Below are 17,742 nucleotides of genomic sequence, written 5' to 3' on the forward strand. Positions count from 1 at the left end.
ATTATTTTTTATCATCATCGACTACTTCGTAGTCCACATCTTCAGCGGTCCTGGTTCCCGAATCGGTACTGCCATTCGAAGCACCAGCAGCACCCGTATCACCCTGCGGAGCCGCATGTTTGTACATTTCTTCTGCTAGCTTATAGGAAGCCTGTTTCAGGGCTTCGGTCTTGGACTTAATCGCCTCTACATCAGTGCCTTCCATAGCCTTCTTAAGATCTGCCACCGCTTCTTCGATCCGGGACCGGTCAGCGGCACTTACCTTATCGCCCAGATCTTTAAGGCTCTTTTCTGTGGTATAAATCAGAGTATCAGCCTCGTTTCTTGCCTCGGCCCGCTCCCGCTCACGGCGGTCCTCTTCGGCATGGGCTTCCGCTTCTTTTACCATCCGCTCAATATCCGCTTCAGAGAGGCCACTGGAGCTTTCGATGCGGATCTTCTGCTCCTTACCGGTACCAAGATCTTTCGCTGATACATGGACGATACCGTTGGCATCGATATCAAAGGTAACTTCAATCTGGGGTACCCCGCGGGGTGCCGGAGGAATACCTACCAGGTCAAAGCGGCCCAGGGTCCGGTTCTGGTTTGCCATTTCCCGTTCACCCTGCAATACATGGATTGATACAGCGGTCTGACCATCCGCAGCGGTAGAGAAGATCTGGCTCTTCCGGGTAGGAATGGTAGTATTTCGGGGAATGAGCTTGGTCATCACACCACCCAGGGTTTCGATACCCAATGACAGGGGTGTTACATCAAGCAACAAGACATCCTTAACATCACCGCCAAGAATACCACCCTGAATGGCTGCACCGATTGCTACGGCTTCGTCGGGGTTTACGCCCTTGTTAGGTTCCTTGCCAAAAAGATCCCGAACCAGTTTCTGAACCGCAGGGATCCGGGTAGAACCACCAACCAGGATAACCTCATCAATCTTATCAGCGGTAAGCCCCGCATCGGCAAGAGCCTTACGACAGGGCTCCTTGGTCCGTTCAAAGAGGTCATCCACCATCTGTTCAAATTTAGCCCTGGTAAGGGTTTTCTGCAGGTGTTTCGGACCGGAAGCATCGGCGGTAATGAAGGGCAGGTTAATCTCCGTGCTCTGTACCGCAGACAGTTCAATCTTCGCCTTTTCAGCGGCTTCACGGATCCGTTGCAGGGCCATCCGGTCCTTACCAAGATCGATGCCCGTATCTTTCTTAAATTCATCAATCAGCCATTCCATGATGCGGCGGTCAAAGTCATCGCCACCGAGGTGTGTATCACCATTGGTGGATTTTACTTCGAAGACCCCTTCGCCAAGTTCCAGGATGGAAATATCAAAGGTACCGCCGCCAAGGTCATATACGGCAATGACCTTCTCTTTCTTCTGGTCCTTGTTAAAACCAAAGGCTAAGGCAGCAGCGGTCGGTTCGTTGATGATCCGTTTTACATCGAGACCGGCAATCTTACCCGCATCCTTGGTAGCCTGACGCTGGGCATCATTAAAATACGCAGGGACCGTAATGACCGCTTCGGTTACGGGCTCTCCCAGATAGTCCTCTGCGGTTTTCTTCATTTTCTGCAGGATAAATGCAGATATTTCCTGGGGTGAATAGAGTTTCCCCTGTATATCAACCCGGACATCATCCCCCTGCTCGACAACCTTGTAGGGGACCAGCTTCATTTCACTGGTTACCTCTGAATAACGGCGTCCCATAAACCGTTTAATCGAGTACACCGTATTTTCCGGGTTGGTGATCATCTGGTTCTTCGCAGGTTGTCCAACAACCCGTTCGCCCTTACTGGTAAAACCAACAATGGAAGGTGTCGTCCGACCACCCTCTGAGTTCTGGATAACTACCGGTTCGCCTCCTTCGAGGACGGCGACACAAGAGTTGGTAGTTCCAAGGTCAATTCCTATAATTTTACCCATATTATTCTCCTTGTTTACGTATCTAAATACAATATACTAAATAAAGGACCTCATCGTCCTATGTATCCGATCCATTAGCCTGATCCGCAGTATGCTGCTCCGCAGTATTTTGCCCAGCGGTGTTTTGCTCCGCTGGCATCAGCACCTTTACCTTTGCGGTTCGTATAATACGATCCTTCAGTTTATATCCCTTCAGTAAATCCTCACCGACAATGGGCTCCTGCACCGTTTCTGACTGTTCCATCATAAGAGCTTCGTGCTTGTTCGGATCGAAGGGCTCACCGGCTGATTCAAAACGAACCAGGCCCCACTTGGTTTCAAGCTGTGAGACCAGCCGTTTTTCAATCATGCTAATACCTTCATGCAGGGCTTCATAATCCCTGGCAGCCTCAGAAGATTTGATAGCCCGCTCAAAATCATCAATAACGGGTATCAAATCGAGCAGCAGGGACTGGTTGGCAAATTCGATTGCTTCCTGCTTTTCCCGCTGCATCCGCTTCCGGAAATTTTCAAATTCCGCAGCTTTTCGTAAATATTGATCCTTTAATTCGGATAATTCGGCCTCTAATGCGATAATTTTTGCCTCCAATTCTGCTTTTACGGCCTCTGCACTTTGCGGTGTATTCTGTTGCTGCTGTTCAGTTTGCCCTTCAGCCCGCTGGTCCCCAGACATATTGCCTGAAAGGTCGCTGGCTTCAGTTGCATTGGCTTTTTCATCCTTTACATCCTGAGTCTGGGCATGTTTTTTCCCATCATGATTGTCATGTTCAGTATGATGCTTTGACATTATTATTTCCTATTCAGTGGGTTTTGTCTTTAAAATACTCATTTTATGGGGAAGGGGTCAAGAAAATTCGATAAGGGGCCAACATTTACCTTTGAGGGCACCTAATAATCGAAGTTTTTTGCAGACACCTCATGGTATCTCATCAAATAACCATTGAAGTATTCTGCTCCCCGCGATATGGTAGAACATATGAAAAGTCTCATAAAATATGGTATTGTCCTGGCAGCCCTCATCGGTGTAGGGGTTGTCTTTACCAACACCCTGCAGCAAAAATCCGGTAGGGGTCTTACACTGCCTGCTATTCAGCTTCCTTCGATACCGCTGCCCTTCGGTTCAACCGTAAGTCTCTCCGGGCAAATTGTTGAAGAATCTCGGCCAATAACCGCTTTTACCACCTTGAAAATTCCCGGTACCGGCAAAGTTACCATTCGTCTCGGTGCGACCCCGTCTTTATTAATCCGGGCTGACAAGTCCCTGCTCGATAAACTTACCACCGAACAGCAGGGAAGCACCCTTACCCTCTCTCAGAAAAGCGGCATTGGCTTTACCATAAACTCCCCCATCGAATATGAAATCACCACACCATCGCTCCAAGACATTTCAATTGCAGGTTCCGCCACCGTCAACGTCCTCGACACCCTTACTGGGCCTGTCTTTACTATTGAGATTGCGGGTTCTGGGGATATCCGGGCTGCTCTCGATGTGGATACAGCTACAATTTCCATTATGGGTGCAGGTAAAATTGAACTTTCAGGCAGGACAAAAAAATTATCCCATACCGTGTTAGGATCTGGGGATCTTAAGGGCGAAAAGCTTGATGGGACTGAGGCAAAAATTACCATCCTCGGCTCTGGTAACACATCTATCGGAACCTTTGATTCCCTGGATGTTACCATTGCCGGTTCTGGTGATGTTATCTACTCCGGGAACCCGAGGATTCAAAGCAAAACCCCGGGATCCGGTAAAATAAGGTCCCGCTAACTTTTGCGGGCTCCACAACTAACAGGGCGGCCTGAGGAAAGGGCCTATAACGGCCCGCCCCCCCCTTGCTGAACAGATGCGAGAGACCCACCAGAGGTTCATCAACCTGGCCGTTCATCAATCTGTTAGAATATGAGGTGCAAAAAAAGCTGATCCAGGAGCACCAATACCCCCAGGATCCCCGTATACAGCGCAAACCCTTTAAGGCTCTTATTTTTTATAATATTGAGCATAAAACGGACAGCAAAGACGCCGACTACGGCAGCTGTCACGGTTCCGGTGATGATGGCAGGAAGGCCGATACCACCAAAGAGGACTTCCGTATCATGGGCCTTCAAAGCCGGCAGAAGATCCTTAATCTGCAGTACAAAGGCCCCTAAAATTGCAGGGATTGCCATGAGAAAACTGAAGCGGGCTGCAAACTCCCGGTCCAGGCCGACCCCCAAGGCCCCAGCTATGGTAGAACCGGAACGGGAAACGGCGGGGAAAATCGCCACCCCCTGCAAAGTCCCGATGAGCAATGCATCGGCATATTTCATTTCCCCCTCGCCACGGCCAAGCTTTTTTCGTGAAGAAAGCCACTCAGAGGTCAGCAAGATCCCTGTTGTAAGCAAAAAACCGATACCTAAAAAGGCACCGCTTGAAAAGGCATGTTCGATCAGATCTTTAAACAAAACAGCAATAATAACCGTAGGAATGGTCCCCGCTACAATTAACCCGCTAAGCCGCTGAAAAGGCCGCCGTACAAGAACCCAGACATCCTTCCATAATACAATCAGTACCGCAATAAGGGTCCCCATGTGTAAGAGGGTATCAAATAACAGTGCGGGCTCAGAAATACCGAAGATCTTTTGCATTAACACCAGGTGACCCGAACTGCTGACAGGCAAAAACTCGGTGAGTCCCTGTAAAAAACCCAGAAATATGGCCTGAAAAATACTCATTAGATTCTGCTCCTTCCAATTTCTCAGCCTACTGTACAAAAAAATCGAAAAAGAAAAAAGCTCATTCCCGCATCCTGCTCTGCGATTGACGCCCTATTTTCCGGCCGCTACAATGAAAGCATGGCAAAAATATCTGCCCTTAAGATCCTTCAAAGCCAGGGGTTCGGGTCCCGCAATGAGTGCAGTGCCCTTATCAGACAAAAACACGTTCATATTGATGAACGCCCGGTGGCAGATCCTGCAGAGGAATGGGATTATGAGACCATCAGGTTTATCAAAATAGATACTGATACATGGCCTTTCTTCTCTCAGCTCTACCTGGCCCTCAATAAACCTTCAGGCTATGAATGTTCCCAGCAGCCCACCCACCACCCTTCGGTCTTTGAGCTTTTTCCACCTCAGTTTATAAAGCGGGGCATCCAAAGTGCAGGCCGCCTCGACTGGGACACCGAGGGACTTTTACTGTTTACCGATGACGGACCCTGTATCCATGCCCTCACAAGTCCTAAAAAACAGGTGACTAAGACCTATCGGGCTGGCACCGCACGGCCGATAACAGACGAAATAATAACAAAACTTAAAACCGGAGTTCTCTTGCGGGATGAGACTGAGCCTGTGAGAGCCCAGGAATGTATAAAAACTGGAGAATTAGAACTAGAACTGGTTATTGATGAGGGAAAATACCACCAGGTGCGCCGCATGATTGCCGCCGCAGGGAACCATTGCACCCGTCTTGAACGGATTGCCATTGGCTCCCTGCAGCTTTCTGATTTGCACCTTGAACGGGGCCAGTGGTGCTACCTTTCAGCAGAACAACTGGCCGCCGCCGGTTTTAAAACTTCACCATAGGCAGAGCAGATGCCGCATGCCTATGGTCGTTCATCAACCTCTTAGAGTCCCAAGAGGTACTGATTGAGCAGGTTTTCGAGCCGCTCCTGTTTGCCGCTGGTAAAACCGACGGAACCGTATTCCTTTGCAAGACCTGCCAGTTCTTCGAACTTCATCTGGCCCTTTTCGAAACGGGCCCCATCTCCAGCATCGAAGGATGCATAGCGCTGTTTTACAAAGGCCGCATACTTACCGTCCTGAATAATCCGATGGGCTACTTCCAGACCCACCGCAAAGGCATCCATGCCGCCGATGTGGGCTTCGAAAAGGTCTGAGGGGTCTACCGAATTGCGGCGGATGTGGGCATCAAAATTAAGTCCTCCGGTTGTAAATCCGCCTATCTTCAGGATGGTCAGCATAGCCAGGCTTGTTTCATAGTAGCTCATAGGGAACTGGTCCGTATCCCAACCATTCCGCGGGTCCCCTCGGTTTGCATCGACGGAACCAAAGAGGCCCAGGGCTGCGGCGGTTTCCAATTCATGGTGGAAATCGTGGCCCGCAAGCTCTGCATGGTTGGCCTCTATGTTCATCCGGAAGTCCTTTTCAAGGCCAAACTGTTTCAGGAAACCTGCCACGGTTTCCACATCAAAATCATACTGATGTTTAGAAGGCTCCATCGGTTTGGGTTCAATGTAAAATACACCCGTAAAGCCTCTGCTGCGGGCATAATCCCGGGCCATTACCAGGAAACGGCCTAAATGCTCTTTTTCCCGCTTTAGGTCCGTGTTTAATAGGGACATATAACCCTCACGGCCGCCCCAGAAGGTGTAGCCCTGTCCGCCCAGTTCAATGGTTGCATCAATGGCGGCCTTCACCTGGGCTGCGGCATGGCTCACCACGGCAAAATCCGGATTGGTAGCCGCACCATTCATGAAACGGGGATTCGAAAAGAGGTTAGCCGTACCCCAGAGCAGTTTTACCCCCGTAGCCTTCTGACGTTCCTTCGCCTTAGCTACTATGGTCATCAGGTTCTTTTCACTTTCCGCAGGGGTAGCTCCCTCAGGGGCAATATCCCGGTCATGGAAACAATAAAACTCGGCCCCTAATTTGGTAATAAACTCAAAGGCCGCATCGAGCTTATGCTCCGCCCCCTCCATGGGGTCCTTGGCATCCTGTTTCCAGGGCTGTTTCTGGGTCCCCGCACCGAACATATCGGTACCGTCACCGCAGAAACTGTGCCAATAGGCAACGGCAAACCGTAGGTGCTCCTTCATGGTTTTGCCGCCTACTTTTTTATCCGGATCATAATACTTAAAGGCCAAAGGATTATCACTTTTTGGTCCTTCATACTTGATCTTGCCAATACCGGGGAAATATTCCTTATTTCCTACAAAATACTCTGCCATATCTGGCCTCCTTCTATCGATATAGGGGACTTAAAGCCCCCAAATAGGTTGCATAGGTTTTATAAGCCTGATCATAAATCGAAACAGCCTTGGGATCCGGTTCAATTACCTGCCCGCCTTCGAGCTGTACATGGGTATTACATAATGCTTCTATGCTTGATGAAAGGCCTGCTGCAGTTTCGAGGCACCAGAGGGCCTGTATGGCTGCCCCCATGGCGGCTGCTTCTTCACCAGCAGGTAGCCGGACCGGCAGGTTCATAATATTTGCGACCATACTCCGCCACAGCGGGCTTTTTGCGCCTCCGCCGATGAGCCTGATTTCCTGGGCTTTAAAATTCAGCGCCTTAAACGACTCCAGCCCAATCCGCATACCAAAAATTGCGGACTCAAGGGCTGCCCGGGCAATATTCTCCCGGTTAAAATTAGCCGCTGTAATACCTTGTACACTGGCTCGGCCATTGGGCAGGTTAGGAGTCCGCTCGCCATTAAAGAAAGGTAGAATTACAATCCCATCGGCACCAATAGGAGCAGAGGCTGCAGCACTGTCAAAGGAACGGACATCTATACCAAAAAGCTTACGGAATTCCTCGGTGGCTACCGTACAATTCATGGTACAGAGAAGTGGTAGCCAGCCACCGGTGGAAGAGCAGAAAGCCGCCAGGTTCCCCTGAGGGTCCACCACGGGGGTATTTGAATAGCCGTAGAGGGTACCAGAAGTCCCCAGGCTCATAGTGAGGAAGCCATCCTGAACGGTGCCGGTACCGATAGCCCCCATCATATTGTCCCCTCCCCCTGAAGAAACCAGAGCACCTTCTGGAATGCCAAATTCATCGGAGGCTTTTTTACTCACGAGACCGGCACTCTGGTTGCTTTCGATAAGGCGGGGGAGGTACTGAATTAGGTTAGGATCGATGAGATCACAGATCTTTTTAGACCAACGGCGTTGGCGGATATCAAAAAGAGCGGTACCGGAAGCATCGCCATATTCAGCCACATACTCACCGGTTAAGAGGTAATTTATGTAGTCATGGGGAAGCAGTACATGCCTGAGGCGGACAAACTGTTCCGGTTTATGTTTTTTGAGCCAGAGGATTTTCGGGGCCGTATACCCCGGAAGCATCAAGAGGCCCGTCTCTGCTAAAAGAGCGGCTTCACCACCTGCGGCATTCGTAAGCTCTTCACATTCCGCTGCGGTTGCGGTATCACACCACAGTTTTACCGAATACAGGGGCTTTCCCTGTTCATCCAGAGGAACAAAACCATGCTGCTGGCCGGAAACACCTATGGCCACAATAGAAGCACGCAGGTCCGCATCAATTCCTACAAAACAGGCTTTAAGTGCCTTTTCATACCAGTCAGCTTCCTGCTCACGACTGCCATCATTTCTGGCTGTCATCTGTAATGGCGCCTGGGACCTGGCAACCACCACCTTTTTCTCAAAATCATAAAGGATAACCTTACAGCTCTGCGTCCCTAGGTCAATTCCGCAGACTGTTTTCATGATATTCACCTCCGCCTTCATTAAAATCAATATACAGGGCCTCATTACAAGCTTTGGCCCTTCTAAAACACTAAGATCTTTTAGCAGTCATTTTCAACTTACGGTAACATGAATCAAAGCTCCATACACGGTATTGATGAAACATATCTATTATTGATATTCTAATAGAGTGAACATTAAAGATGCTGTTTATGTATATCGACTCGTAGGCGGGGATAGGCTTTCATGGCATGGCCGCTACCATACCCATGGGCCAAATGATTATGAATTTCACGCCTTTCTGGAAGGTGAAGGCGCCTTTTTGCTTAACAGAAAGCGTTACCATATCGAAGGGAACCGATTGTTTTTAACCCGTCCACGGGAATTTCATTCCATTTTGCCGGAAGCTTTGGAAAAGCCCATCAGTTATTACGCCTTTTTATTTGAAATAGATCCTGACATTCCTCAGGATCAGAAGGCTTTGGAACTCATCCAGGTGAAAGAACAGCAACAACAAAAGGGAATAACCATAGAAGGACGATCCCGTTTTTTACTGGAAGAACTCTATTTTTTATCCCGTTCAAAAGAATCGGCTCAAAAACAAGCTGCTGAATATCTATTATTGAGTCTTATCTATCAATGGTATGGTCATGGCAACCTTACTATGGAGTCACAACAAACAACCCAAACATCTCTTTTTAAACAAAACAAACATGTCGAACGGGCCTTGCAAATAATGGAAAAATCTATACAGGAAAAAATAAACACCCAGGATTTAGCAGAAGAACTGGGCCTTTCGGAGGAGCATTTTATACGGCTTTTCAGAAAGAGCCTTGGTATGTCTCCCTTTCAATATTTTACCCGCCTTAAAATAGAAGCCGCCAGTGCCTATCTCGTAGAATCCTTCATGCCAATTAAGACCATCTCGGACTACTTTGGCTTTGAAAATCCCTTTCATTTTTCCCGGATTTTTAAAAAATGTACCGGCCTCTCACCCAAGGACTACCGAAAAACATATACACAGCGAATATAGGGCTCCTGGTTTTCCTGAACTATGCTGTTAGTGCTATTAAGCGCCACTTTTGTCTTTTTTAAAAATACCGATATACTTTAATAGTATGGCCCAGTTACTCCTGGTTGAAGATGACCGTACCCTTGCCTCAGCAGAAAAGAAGCTACTAGAACGGCGCGGATTCAGTGTAACCATTGCTGAAAATGGTGAAAAGGCCTATGAACTGCTTGAAAATGGCTTACAACCGGATCTTATATTGATGGACTACCACCTCGGTAGCGGGCTCGATGGAGTAAAAACCGCCGAACTCATTCAACTACAGTGGGATATTCCGATTGTGTACCTTTCTGCCGACACGGACCAGGAATATTTAAAAAAAATAGAACAATCCGCCAGTTATAGCTTTGTTTTAAAAAGCTCCAGCGTTGATATTCTTGAAGTGTCTATTAAAATGGCTCTCAAACTCCATGAGGCACAAAAGAAAGCTGCAGAAAAGGATCGGCTTTACCATCAACTTTACGCAACCATGCACCAGGGGGTTCTGTATTATGATAGTGAGGGTCGTATCATCGAGGCAAACCCTGCGGCAGTACAAATCTTAGGCTTCTCCCGGGACCAACTCATAGGGATACAGCAACTACCACCAAACTGGAAAACCATACAACTAGATGGAACAATTATACAAGAAGAAGAAAGGCCGGTATCTGTAACACTCAGAACGGGAAAAACTATCAACAATTTCATTATGGGTATCTATCGGACCGACCAGGAACAATACCGATGGCTTTCTATTGACACCTTACTTTTAGATGAAAGCTTTGCACCCTATAAGATAGTGTCCACCCTGGATGACATAACTGATCGAATACATCTCGAGCAGGAATTAGAAAATCTCTTTAATCAAATGCACAATGGATTTGCCCTCCACAAGATAATCCTCGATGATCAGGGCAAACCGGTGGATTATCGTTTCCTCAAGGTGAATCATGCCTTTGAACGATTAACGGGTCTTTCTGCAAAGGATATTGTAGGGAAACGGGTTCTCGAAGTCTTACCAAATACCGAATCCTATTGGATAGAAACCTATGGGAAAGTAGCCTTAACCGGTGAAACGATTACTTTCCAAAACTATTCTTCAGAATTAAACCGTTATTACGAAGTCAGTGCATATCGCCCTGCACCAAAGCAATTTGCAGTTATTATTTCGGATATTACTGACCGAAAGTTAGCCGAAGCTGCACTTCAGGGCGCTTATCAAGAGAAAGCAACCCTTCTTAAGGAATTACAGCACCGGGTAAAGAACAGCTTTGCCATGATAGAATCTATGGTTCAGCTTGCCGCAGACTCCTACGCTTCGGAAGAAATAAATCAGGCTCTTAAAGAAATTCAGTTTCGGGTAAATGCGGTTTCCCAACTCTAAAGTCAGCTTCATCAGAGCAGTTCCTTTAATGTGGTAGACACCTATGAATATTTTGAACAGTTACTGAATTCCATGACCGATTTTTCCCCGCTAATCCTTACTACCCATATTGAATCTCTTAAGATTCCGGTTAAAATTGCCACATCCTTAGGTATTATTCTCACTGAACTGGTTACCAATGCCTTAAAATATGCCTACCCCAAAGGTATACAGGGGGAACTCCGGGTCGAAATTGTTCAGGATGCTGAGGGCCTTACCCTAAAGGTTCAGGATAAAGGCAGGGGACTTCCGGTAAATTTTGTTATGAAAAACTCAAGCGGTCTTGGATTGAACCTGGTAAAGGCCCTGGCTGAGCAGTTGAAAGGAAGTTTCAGCATCAGCGGCACAGAGGGAACTACCTGTATCGTTCATATACCGAAAGAAGTACTTGCGGTGTAATAAGGGCAGACTGGAAACCTGTCAGCACCAAGAGGAACGAGCCCTCGATTACCTACTTTCCTGCACCTAAGGGGATGAGTCCCACTAGCCCACGCACTTCTTCATCCGCAAAACGGATACCCATACCAACAAAAAAATCACGACGGGGATCTAGAGCAGCGTTTACACCGCCATAAAAGTACAGCCAATTCCAGGGCATATTTGAAAAGGGATTAAAAGCTGGGTACCAATAGAGGGTACCCCGCAAATTAGGAAGACCGTTTTTCTGAAAATCAAAGGCTTCTGCCGAAAGCTGGACCGATGCCAATGGGCTGAAGTCCAGACCAAGTCCTGCAGTACTTTCATAGAGCCCACCCCTGAGGGTAAACCATCCAATTCGCCGTGCAATTTCTGCATCGAGCACATAGGATGCAGTACTGCCAGCTGGGGCAGAGCTTACCCCGATACGGTAAAACCTGTCTTTAGATACGGGCTCAAGACGCATAGATACGCCGGATAAGAAAGAAGAAGTTAGAAACTCATACCGGCCTCGAGCATCGACTTGAACCCCTAAACCCGCAGCTTTTTTAACAATCAATCCAGCATCATTAACTACCTGATTGCTTGTTATAGCTAAGTTATTTATAGAATCTAAGACTTCTTGTAATTGAGCAGCCGCAGCTTCTGTTCGCTCCGCTGTAGCAAGGAGGCTCGCATAGAGTTGTTCGTCATAAATTGCTTTACCAAAATTACCTTCTCCAGAACGTATTTCATCGGTGATCCTTCGAATATTTTCTAACGCTAACCTTACATCTGATGCAGAGGTGGCAATATCTCCTTCTCGTTCTCTTAGCAATTTTTCAAACCGTTCTGTGATTAGAGCGCTTGATTCCAGTATACGAGATATTCGATCAAGCTCTGCATCACTTCGTTTGTTTACTTTTATTGCCATTTCATTAAAAGTTTCAATAGTAACAGTTAATAATTCCAACTGTCTTGTTTGAAAATCCCGAATAAGTTCAGAAATTTGTTTTGTTAAATCCTGAGCTGAACCCAAAACAGCACCCATATCACTAGAACCATGCGCGGCTTCAAGACGACTGCCCGGTTTTAAAACAGGACTAGAATCTGAACCAGGTTGTAATGCAAGAATAGAAGTACCCAATATTGATGAAGGCTTTCTTAATATCGAAGAATCTTGCCGAATTTCAACATTTTTTAAGAATGCAACACGTAATAATGCAGTATCTCCTGTAAGTTCAATAGCCTTTATTTTTCCTACCGGAACACCTGCTAAATACACCTTAGAATTTGTACTCAAACCAGTAGCATCTTCAATTACTACTTCATACAATTTAGTATTAAACTCATTAAATCCATCACTGGAACGAATGACATATACAGTCCCAGCAGTACCAATAGAGAGGAAAAAAATCCCAATTTTAACATATCTAGATAAATTCATACTTTTAGCTCATTAAATGAAATTCTTAAAAACTCCTTAACAATATCTTTCTCTGACAGAGAAACTTCTTTTGGAGTACCATCTGCAACAATATGGCCTTTATGTAAAAACGCAATTCTGTCTGAAATACGAAAAGCCGCAGGAATATCATGGGTTATTAACAAACAAGTTACTCCTAATTCTTTATTAACCCGTATTACCAAGTTCATAATGGTTTCTGATAAAACGGGATCAAGTCCAGTTGTTGGTTCATCAAAAAAGAGCACTTCAGGTTGTAACATTAAAGCCCGAGCAACACCAACTCTTTTTCTCATACCACCAGAAAGATCTGATGGATGCATATGCTCAATCCCAGGTAGTTCGATCCATTCTAATATTTCTGCTACTCTTTTTTTAATTTTAACTTTATTTTTTAGCTGCAATACCTCTCGCAAAGGGAATTCTAAATTTTCACCAACCGTCATTGAATCGAAAAGAGCCGCATTTTGAAAAGCGTAACCAAAATGTTTTCGAATATTAATTAAAGCATCATGAGAAAGAGAAGTTAATTCTGCATCTCTATACCAAACCTTACCAGAATCAGGTGTAATCATCCCAAGAATACATTTTAACAGTACACTTTTTCCCGTCCCACTTTGTCCAACAACAGAGCAAATACTCTTTTCTGGAATCTCCAAATCCACTCCAGAAAGGACCTTCTTTTCTCCAAAGGTCTTATATAGGTTCTCTATTTTAAGTATCATTAATTATCTTCCAAAAAAGATTGGTCGCATAATAGTAATCATAATATAGTCGGCAACCAATATAGCAACAGAAGAAGTAACAACAGCCTTAGTTGCTCCTTCACCAACACCTTTTGCTCCCTGTGTAACATGTAAACCAAAAAAACAACTTATCGTTGATACCATAAAGCCCATTACTACCGATTTAATAAGCCCTATTGTAATATCTGCAACTTTTAATACATCAAACATGTACTGTATATAACTTGCAGAATCAATACCATATAATTGAGTCGAAATGAAATAGGATCCTAAAGATCCAACTATATTTGCCAATATGGTAAGGATTGGGAAAACTAATATTGATGCCCATACACGAGGAACCACCAGATAATGAACAGGATCAATTGACATTGACTCCAATGCATCGATTTGCTCTGTTACTTCCATTGTTCCCAATTCTGCAGCCATAGCAGAACCATTTTTTGCAATTAACATAAGCGTTGTAATAATAGGAGCCAATTCCTGGGCTAAAGCTACAGCAACACCAGCACCAGTACCAATTTCTGCCTGAAATGGTTGTAAAAGAACTACACTTTGTAATGCAAAAATCATTCCAATAGCAAGTCCAGCTAATAGAATTACCGGCACCGAGTTCACGCCTAATAATTCTATTTCATTGATCAATAAATGCCATCGAATCGGTCGAGTAACACTTTTTTTTAATACTTTTCCGAGAAAAACAAAATACTGACCAATTTCTTCAATTTTTGCTAAAATTCTTATAAAAAGATAACGAGTCATATCACTTTCCTAAAATAGAATACTATTGCAATATATCAATTCTATTCTGTACCTCATTTATTTTCTCAGAAAAACGGCCTGCAGTGAAGATGTCTAAAGCTTTTTTATAATGTAATTTTGCTTTATCCATATTTCCCATTTTTTCATATACGGTGCCTAAAGCGAGATAATCACTGCCTAAACCACTACCATTCTCTGCTCTACGATCATACTCTATTGCCTGTACTAGATATTGTATTGCCGAAAGATAATCGTTTTGCTTTGAATAAATCGAAGCCATTAGATAATAATCAGAAGCTAATTCAATAAATGATTTATTTTTTTTGTCTATATCAATGGCTGATTTTAATACCTGTAAGGCTTCAGAATAGTGTTGAAGTTGTTTTAAAACACTGCCATATAAACGTAGCGCTCGGGCCTTATCACTTTGACGGCTATTCAAAATTTCAATAGCCTTGACAAGCATATTCCGAGCTTGTTCAATAGACTCTGCGTCTCCAGATAGTAATAATTTCTCTGCTTCTAATAATCCAGCCAGAGCAATCATTTCATCAATACCAGAATCAAAAGCTAGTTCCTGAGCCTTTTGCCATGCATCAAAGCCAACCCCAGAAACTCGACCAAGCCCATCTAAAGCACGAATTCGGCCTTCAGGTTCATCAACCAAAGTATATAACCTATAAGCCTCAGTATAATACTCCTTTGCAGCTTCAGTATACCCTTCTCGCAAAGATTTTGCCCCTAACAAGACCAGGCGACCAGCTTCATTTCGAATAGACAACGACTGGGGTGGTGTTTTTGGGGCAGATGAACAACTTGTAAATACTATGCAGACTATTCCAAACGTGAAGAAATAAAGTTTTTTCATCTTTATCCCCCTAAAAATCATTATTTCTAAGCCCAGTAGGCGCAGATTTAGGATCTATACGTTCGGGTATACCACCCCTTAGTAAGGGATTGTTTTTTAACCCTTCCAAAACATCTTGAGCCGATACTATAGCATTGCGAACATCATCAATCGTTGCTGCTATTCGAGGCATTTGTGCTGATAAGGTTGCTGTAGCTCCCTCAAGGTTTTTCATCGACTGCTCTACCTGTGCGAGAGACTCATCGATATGATTAAAGAGCCGATTCCCATCATCAAGGAGTGTTTTTAATGAGCCCTTGGGATCTAGTAATCGCGGGACTAATCCTGTCGGATCTTTGAAAGCCTCGCTAGTCTGTGCAAGATTACCAGTAATTGTAGATACAGATCCTAAAACTGAGGGCAGACTTGTCTCAACTTGTGTCATGATACCAGATACCCGAGGTACCAGTACTGAAACTGCGTCGTTTGTTTGCCCTAAAAGCCGTTCCAGCTGCTGAACCGAATCTGCTGCATCTCTCACTGCCTCAGCAACTGGCCCCGTTCCAGATCCAGCTACTGCACCATTTAAGATCATCAAGGTTTTCTTTAATTGTACCACCGTGTCATTTATATTTTCTATTAAGGGATTAATATTCGAGAGCAAGCGGGAAATGGTATCATCCTTTGGCGGACGATCAACTAAATCCTGCTCAACAAGACTCCTCCCTTCGGGTAAATCATAGGAAGGAATAAAAGATTTTTCTGGAAGATGAACCGATGACTTTCCTGGATGAAATAAGAGCTGATTTCCCAATCCTATAGGACTTATAACAAGCTCTAATAACGAGTTTTCTGTTACTTTATCAATATAGGTGTCATATATAACAAAAGTCGTATCAACCATGTTGTCACGATTTAAAATAACCTTTTGAATACGCCCGATTTGAAATCCCTTATAAAAAATACCTGTTCCTGCGGACACACCAGCACTGGAATTAAATCGGGATTGATAGACATAATCCTTTGCGAACCATCGCTGTTTACCGCCCATCAAAATAAAAATTACCGCAAGCAGAACTAAAGCAAGCAAAACAAAAGTTCCTACAATCTGGTCAGCATATTTAATTCGGAATTTCATAGTATCCTTCCTTTCAACAATCTAAACTATCGCCTAGGATCTTCCAATGTAATTTCCTGAATTTTGTTCTCACGAATTTTTCTGATTAAGTCTCCGCCTAAGAGCGGGGCTATTTTTTCTGCAGATCCTTGTGTTGCGAGAGTTCCATTTGCTACTACACAAATATAATCTGCAATACGAGCTATAAGATTTGCATCATGGGTAACCATAATTATCGTTTTCCCAGCCTTTTTTTCTTCCGTTAAAACCTGGATTAAACGATCTACTGCTTCATGATCGAGGGAAGCTGTGGGTTCATCGAGCAATAAGACCTCGGGCTCACAGATCAAACTACGGGCAATCGATATCAATTTTTGTTCACCCATCGAAAGATCTGCGGGCCTGAATCCGAGCCCTTCAAGATATCCGACCCGTTGAATGACTCGTTTCACAGTAGCATCAGTTTCAGATTTATTGAGATGTGGTTTATGAATTGCCAAAGGGAGAGCGAGATTATTGTAAATAGTCTGATTAGCCCAGAGCGCAGCATCCTGAAATGCAAAAGAACAGACTGATCTAAACTTCAGTTCTTCCCGTTTATTCATAGCATGAATGTTCTTTCCCCTGAAAAACACAGAGCCTGCATACGGAAGCATAAGCCCTGCAACTGTTTTTAATAGGGTACTTTTCCCTGAACCAGCTTTTCCGACAATACAGGTAGCTAATCCTTCATATAGCTCTATAGAAATATCATGAAGTATTTCATATTCTGCAATTCGGACACTCACATGGTCCACAGTAAAGAGATTTTTCATATAAGATATGATAATACGGTAATAATAGCATCAGCTACAACGAGCAGCACCAGAGATTGACCGACTGCTCGAATACCTGCCTGCGGAATTTCAGTTGATGCCCGCATTACTGAAAATCCCTGATACACCGCCACTGTAGAAATCAAAGCGCCAAACACAATACTTTTAAATAATCCGCTTCCCATATCTACGAGGCGCAAAGCATTCATAAGGCCATTAAAATATTCATTAAATGGTAACGGTGCCACAAGACTAAGCACAATATAGGAACCTAAAAGACCAAATATATTAAAATAAATATTTAGAAAAAATGAAGAGATGGTAACACCCAGGAACCGGGGTACTGCTAAGTATGAAATAGGATCAATCCCCACAGCAATATATGCTTCGATCTCGTGGGATACAACCATTCCACCTAACTCAGTTGCTATAGCCGTACCAGACCGAGCGGTTATGATAAAAGCTGTTAAAAGAGGGCCCAATTCGCGGGTAATAATGGCGATTAAAAGAACATACATGAGCTTACCCTGCCCAAATTGAGGCAATACAGAAACACCAATAATATTGATAATCGCCCCAATACCTATAGCGAGTATCGTGGAAATACTTAAAGCTTCGACTCCGGTGAAGAGAATTTGCATTATTAAAACCTTTAAAGCCACTTGCCGACGTTTAAAAAAAAATGTAGCCTCCTTGATAATACGTCCAAAGAAACCAACGGCGTAGATATAATCAAGAGTTTTTTTAATAACTGTCTGACCAATTGTCGAGATTACTTTCACACA

General features: G+C 44.6%; 17 protein-coding genes. 5 read left to right on the forward strand and 12 right to left on the reverse strand.

What is annotated here, in order from left to right; genetic code table 11:
• Position 1 precedes the first annotated feature (1 nt).
• Positions 2–1,912 carry a molecular chaperone DnaK gene (dnaK, locus tag SPICA_RS13870; RefSeq protein WP_013970114.1) on the reverse strand — a complete coding sequence of 637 codons (1,911 nt, stop codon included), beginning with the start codon at positions 1,910–1,912 and terminating at the stop codon, positions 2–4.
• Between the two features lie 58 nt (positions 1,913–1,970).
• Positions 1,971–2,699 carry a nucleotide exchange factor GrpE gene (gene grpE, locus SPICA_RS13875; protein ID WP_013970115.1) on the reverse strand — a complete coding sequence of 243 codons (729 nt, stop codon included), beginning with the start codon at positions 2,697–2,699 and terminating at the stop codon, positions 1,971–1,973.
• A gap of 189 nt (positions 2,700–2,888) precedes the next feature.
• On the opposite strand from grpE, the gene SPICA_RS13880 reads away from it, so the two are divergent.
• Complete coding sequence (locus tag SPICA_RS13880; protein WP_169311890.1) at positions 2,889–3,680, forward strand: head GIN domain-containing protein; 792 nt, start codon at positions 2,889–2,891, stop codon at positions 3,678–3,680.
• Between the two features lie 125 nt (positions 3,681–3,805).
• On the opposite strand, the gene SPICA_RS13885 is transcribed toward SPICA_RS13880, so the two are convergent.
• A complete protein-coding gene (locus SPICA_RS13885; RefSeq protein WP_013970117.1) occupies positions 3,806–4,624 on the reverse strand; it encodes an undecaprenyl-diphosphate phosphatase in 819 nt (272 codons plus the stop codon).
• Positions 4,625–4,744: 120 nt separating this feature from the next.
• Between SPICA_RS13885 and SPICA_RS13890 the strand changes: the two genes are divergently transcribed.
• Positions 4,745–5,473, forward strand: coding sequence for a pseudouridine synthase (locus tag SPICA_RS13890; RefSeq protein ID WP_013970118.1), 729 nt, complete (start codon positions 4,745–4,747; stop codon positions 5,471–5,473).
• 41 nt (positions 5,474–5,514) lie between these two features.
• Here the strand turns inward: SPICA_RS13890 and xylA are convergent, their stop codons facing one another.
• Positions 5,515–6,858: a xylose isomerase gene (gene xylA, locus SPICA_RS13895; RefSeq protein WP_013970119.1), complete on the reverse strand. Its 1,344-nt coding sequence runs from the start codon at positions 6,856–6,858 to the stop codon at positions 5,515–5,517.
• Between the two features lie 13 nt (positions 6,859–6,871).
• A complete protein-coding gene (gene xylB / locus SPICA_RS13900; protein ID WP_013970120.1) occupies positions 6,872–8,359 on the reverse strand; it encodes a xylulokinase in 1,488 nt (495 codons plus the stop codon).
• 169 nt (positions 8,360–8,528) lie between these two features.
• On the opposite strand from xylB, the gene SPICA_RS15100 reads away from it, so the two are divergent.
• The 3 genes from SPICA_RS15100 to SPICA_RS13915 all read left to right on the forward strand — a co-directional run bounded on the left by SPICA_RS15100 (position 8,529) and on the right by SPICA_RS13915 (position 11,208).
• The gene (locus SPICA_RS15100; RefSeq protein ID WP_013970121.1) at positions 8,529–9,371 is read left to right on the forward strand and encodes an AraC family transcriptional regulator; all 843 of its coding nucleotides are present in this window, start codon (positions 8,529–8,531) and stop codon (positions 9,369–9,371) included.
• Positions 9,372–9,456: 85 nt separating this feature from the next.
• The gene (locus SPICA_RS13910; protein ID WP_013970122.1) at positions 9,457–10,770 is read left to right on the forward strand and encodes a PAS domain S-box protein; all 1,314 of its coding nucleotides are present in this window, start codon (positions 9,457–9,459) and stop codon (positions 10,768–10,770) included.
• A 30-nt stretch (positions 10,771–10,800) separates the two neighbouring features.
• Positions 10,801–11,208, forward strand: coding sequence for a sensor histidine kinase (locus SPICA_RS13915; protein WP_013970123.1), 408 nt, complete (start codon positions 10,801–10,803; stop codon positions 11,206–11,208).
• A 52-nt stretch (positions 11,209–11,260) separates the two neighbouring features.
• Here the strand turns inward: SPICA_RS13915 and SPICA_RS13920 are convergent, their stop codons facing one another.
• Genes SPICA_RS13920 through SPICA_RS13950 form a run of 7 tightly spaced genes read right to left on the reverse strand, consistent with a single transcriptional unit; the run spans position 11,261 to position 17,739 of the window.
• Entirely contained in the window at positions 11,261–12,652 is a 1,392-nt protein-coding gene (locus SPICA_RS13920; RefSeq protein WP_013970124.1) for an MlaD family protein, read from the reverse strand.
• Positions 12,649–13,395, reverse strand: coding sequence for an ABC transporter ATP-binding protein (locus SPICA_RS13925; protein ID WP_013970125.1), 747 nt, complete (start codon positions 13,393–13,395; stop codon positions 12,649–12,651). Before SPICA_RS13925 ends, SPICA_RS13920 begins: the two co-directional genes overlap by 4 nt.
• Before the next feature lie 3 nt (positions 13,396–13,398).
• Complete coding sequence (locus SPICA_RS13930; protein ID WP_013970126.1) at positions 13,399–14,178, reverse strand: MlaE family ABC transporter permease; 780 nt, start codon at positions 14,176–14,178, stop codon at positions 13,399–13,401.
• A 22-nt stretch (positions 14,179–14,200) separates the two neighbouring features.
• Complete coding sequence (locus SPICA_RS13935) at positions 14,201–15,046, reverse strand: tetratricopeptide repeat protein (RefSeq protein WP_013970127.1); 846 nt, start codon at positions 15,044–15,046, stop codon at positions 14,201–14,203.
• Positions 15,047–15,056: 10 nt separating this feature from the next.
• Entirely contained in the window at positions 15,057–16,163 is a 1,107-nt protein-coding gene (locus tag SPICA_RS13940) for an MlaD family protein (RefSeq protein WP_013970128.1), read from the reverse strand.
• A 26-nt stretch (positions 16,164–16,189) separates the two neighbouring features.
• Positions 16,190–16,957 carry an ABC transporter ATP-binding protein gene (locus SPICA_RS13945; RefSeq protein WP_013970129.1) on the reverse strand — a complete coding sequence of 256 codons (768 nt, stop codon included), beginning with the start codon at positions 16,955–16,957 and terminating at the stop codon, positions 16,190–16,192.
• The gene (locus SPICA_RS13950; protein ID WP_013970130.1) at positions 16,954–17,739 is read right to left on the reverse strand and encodes an ABC transporter permease; all 786 of its coding nucleotides are present in this window, start codon (positions 17,737–17,739) and stop codon (positions 16,954–16,956) included. The genes SPICA_RS13945 and SPICA_RS13950 overlap by 4 nt, the downstream gene beginning before the upstream one ends.
• Between the last annotated feature and the right edge of the window lie 3 nt (positions 17,740–17,742).

This window comes from Gracilinema caldarium DSM 7334 (assembly GCF_000219725.1).
GTDB lineage: Bacteria > Spirochaetota > Spirochaetia > Treponematales > Breznakiellaceae > Gracilinema > Gracilinema caldarium.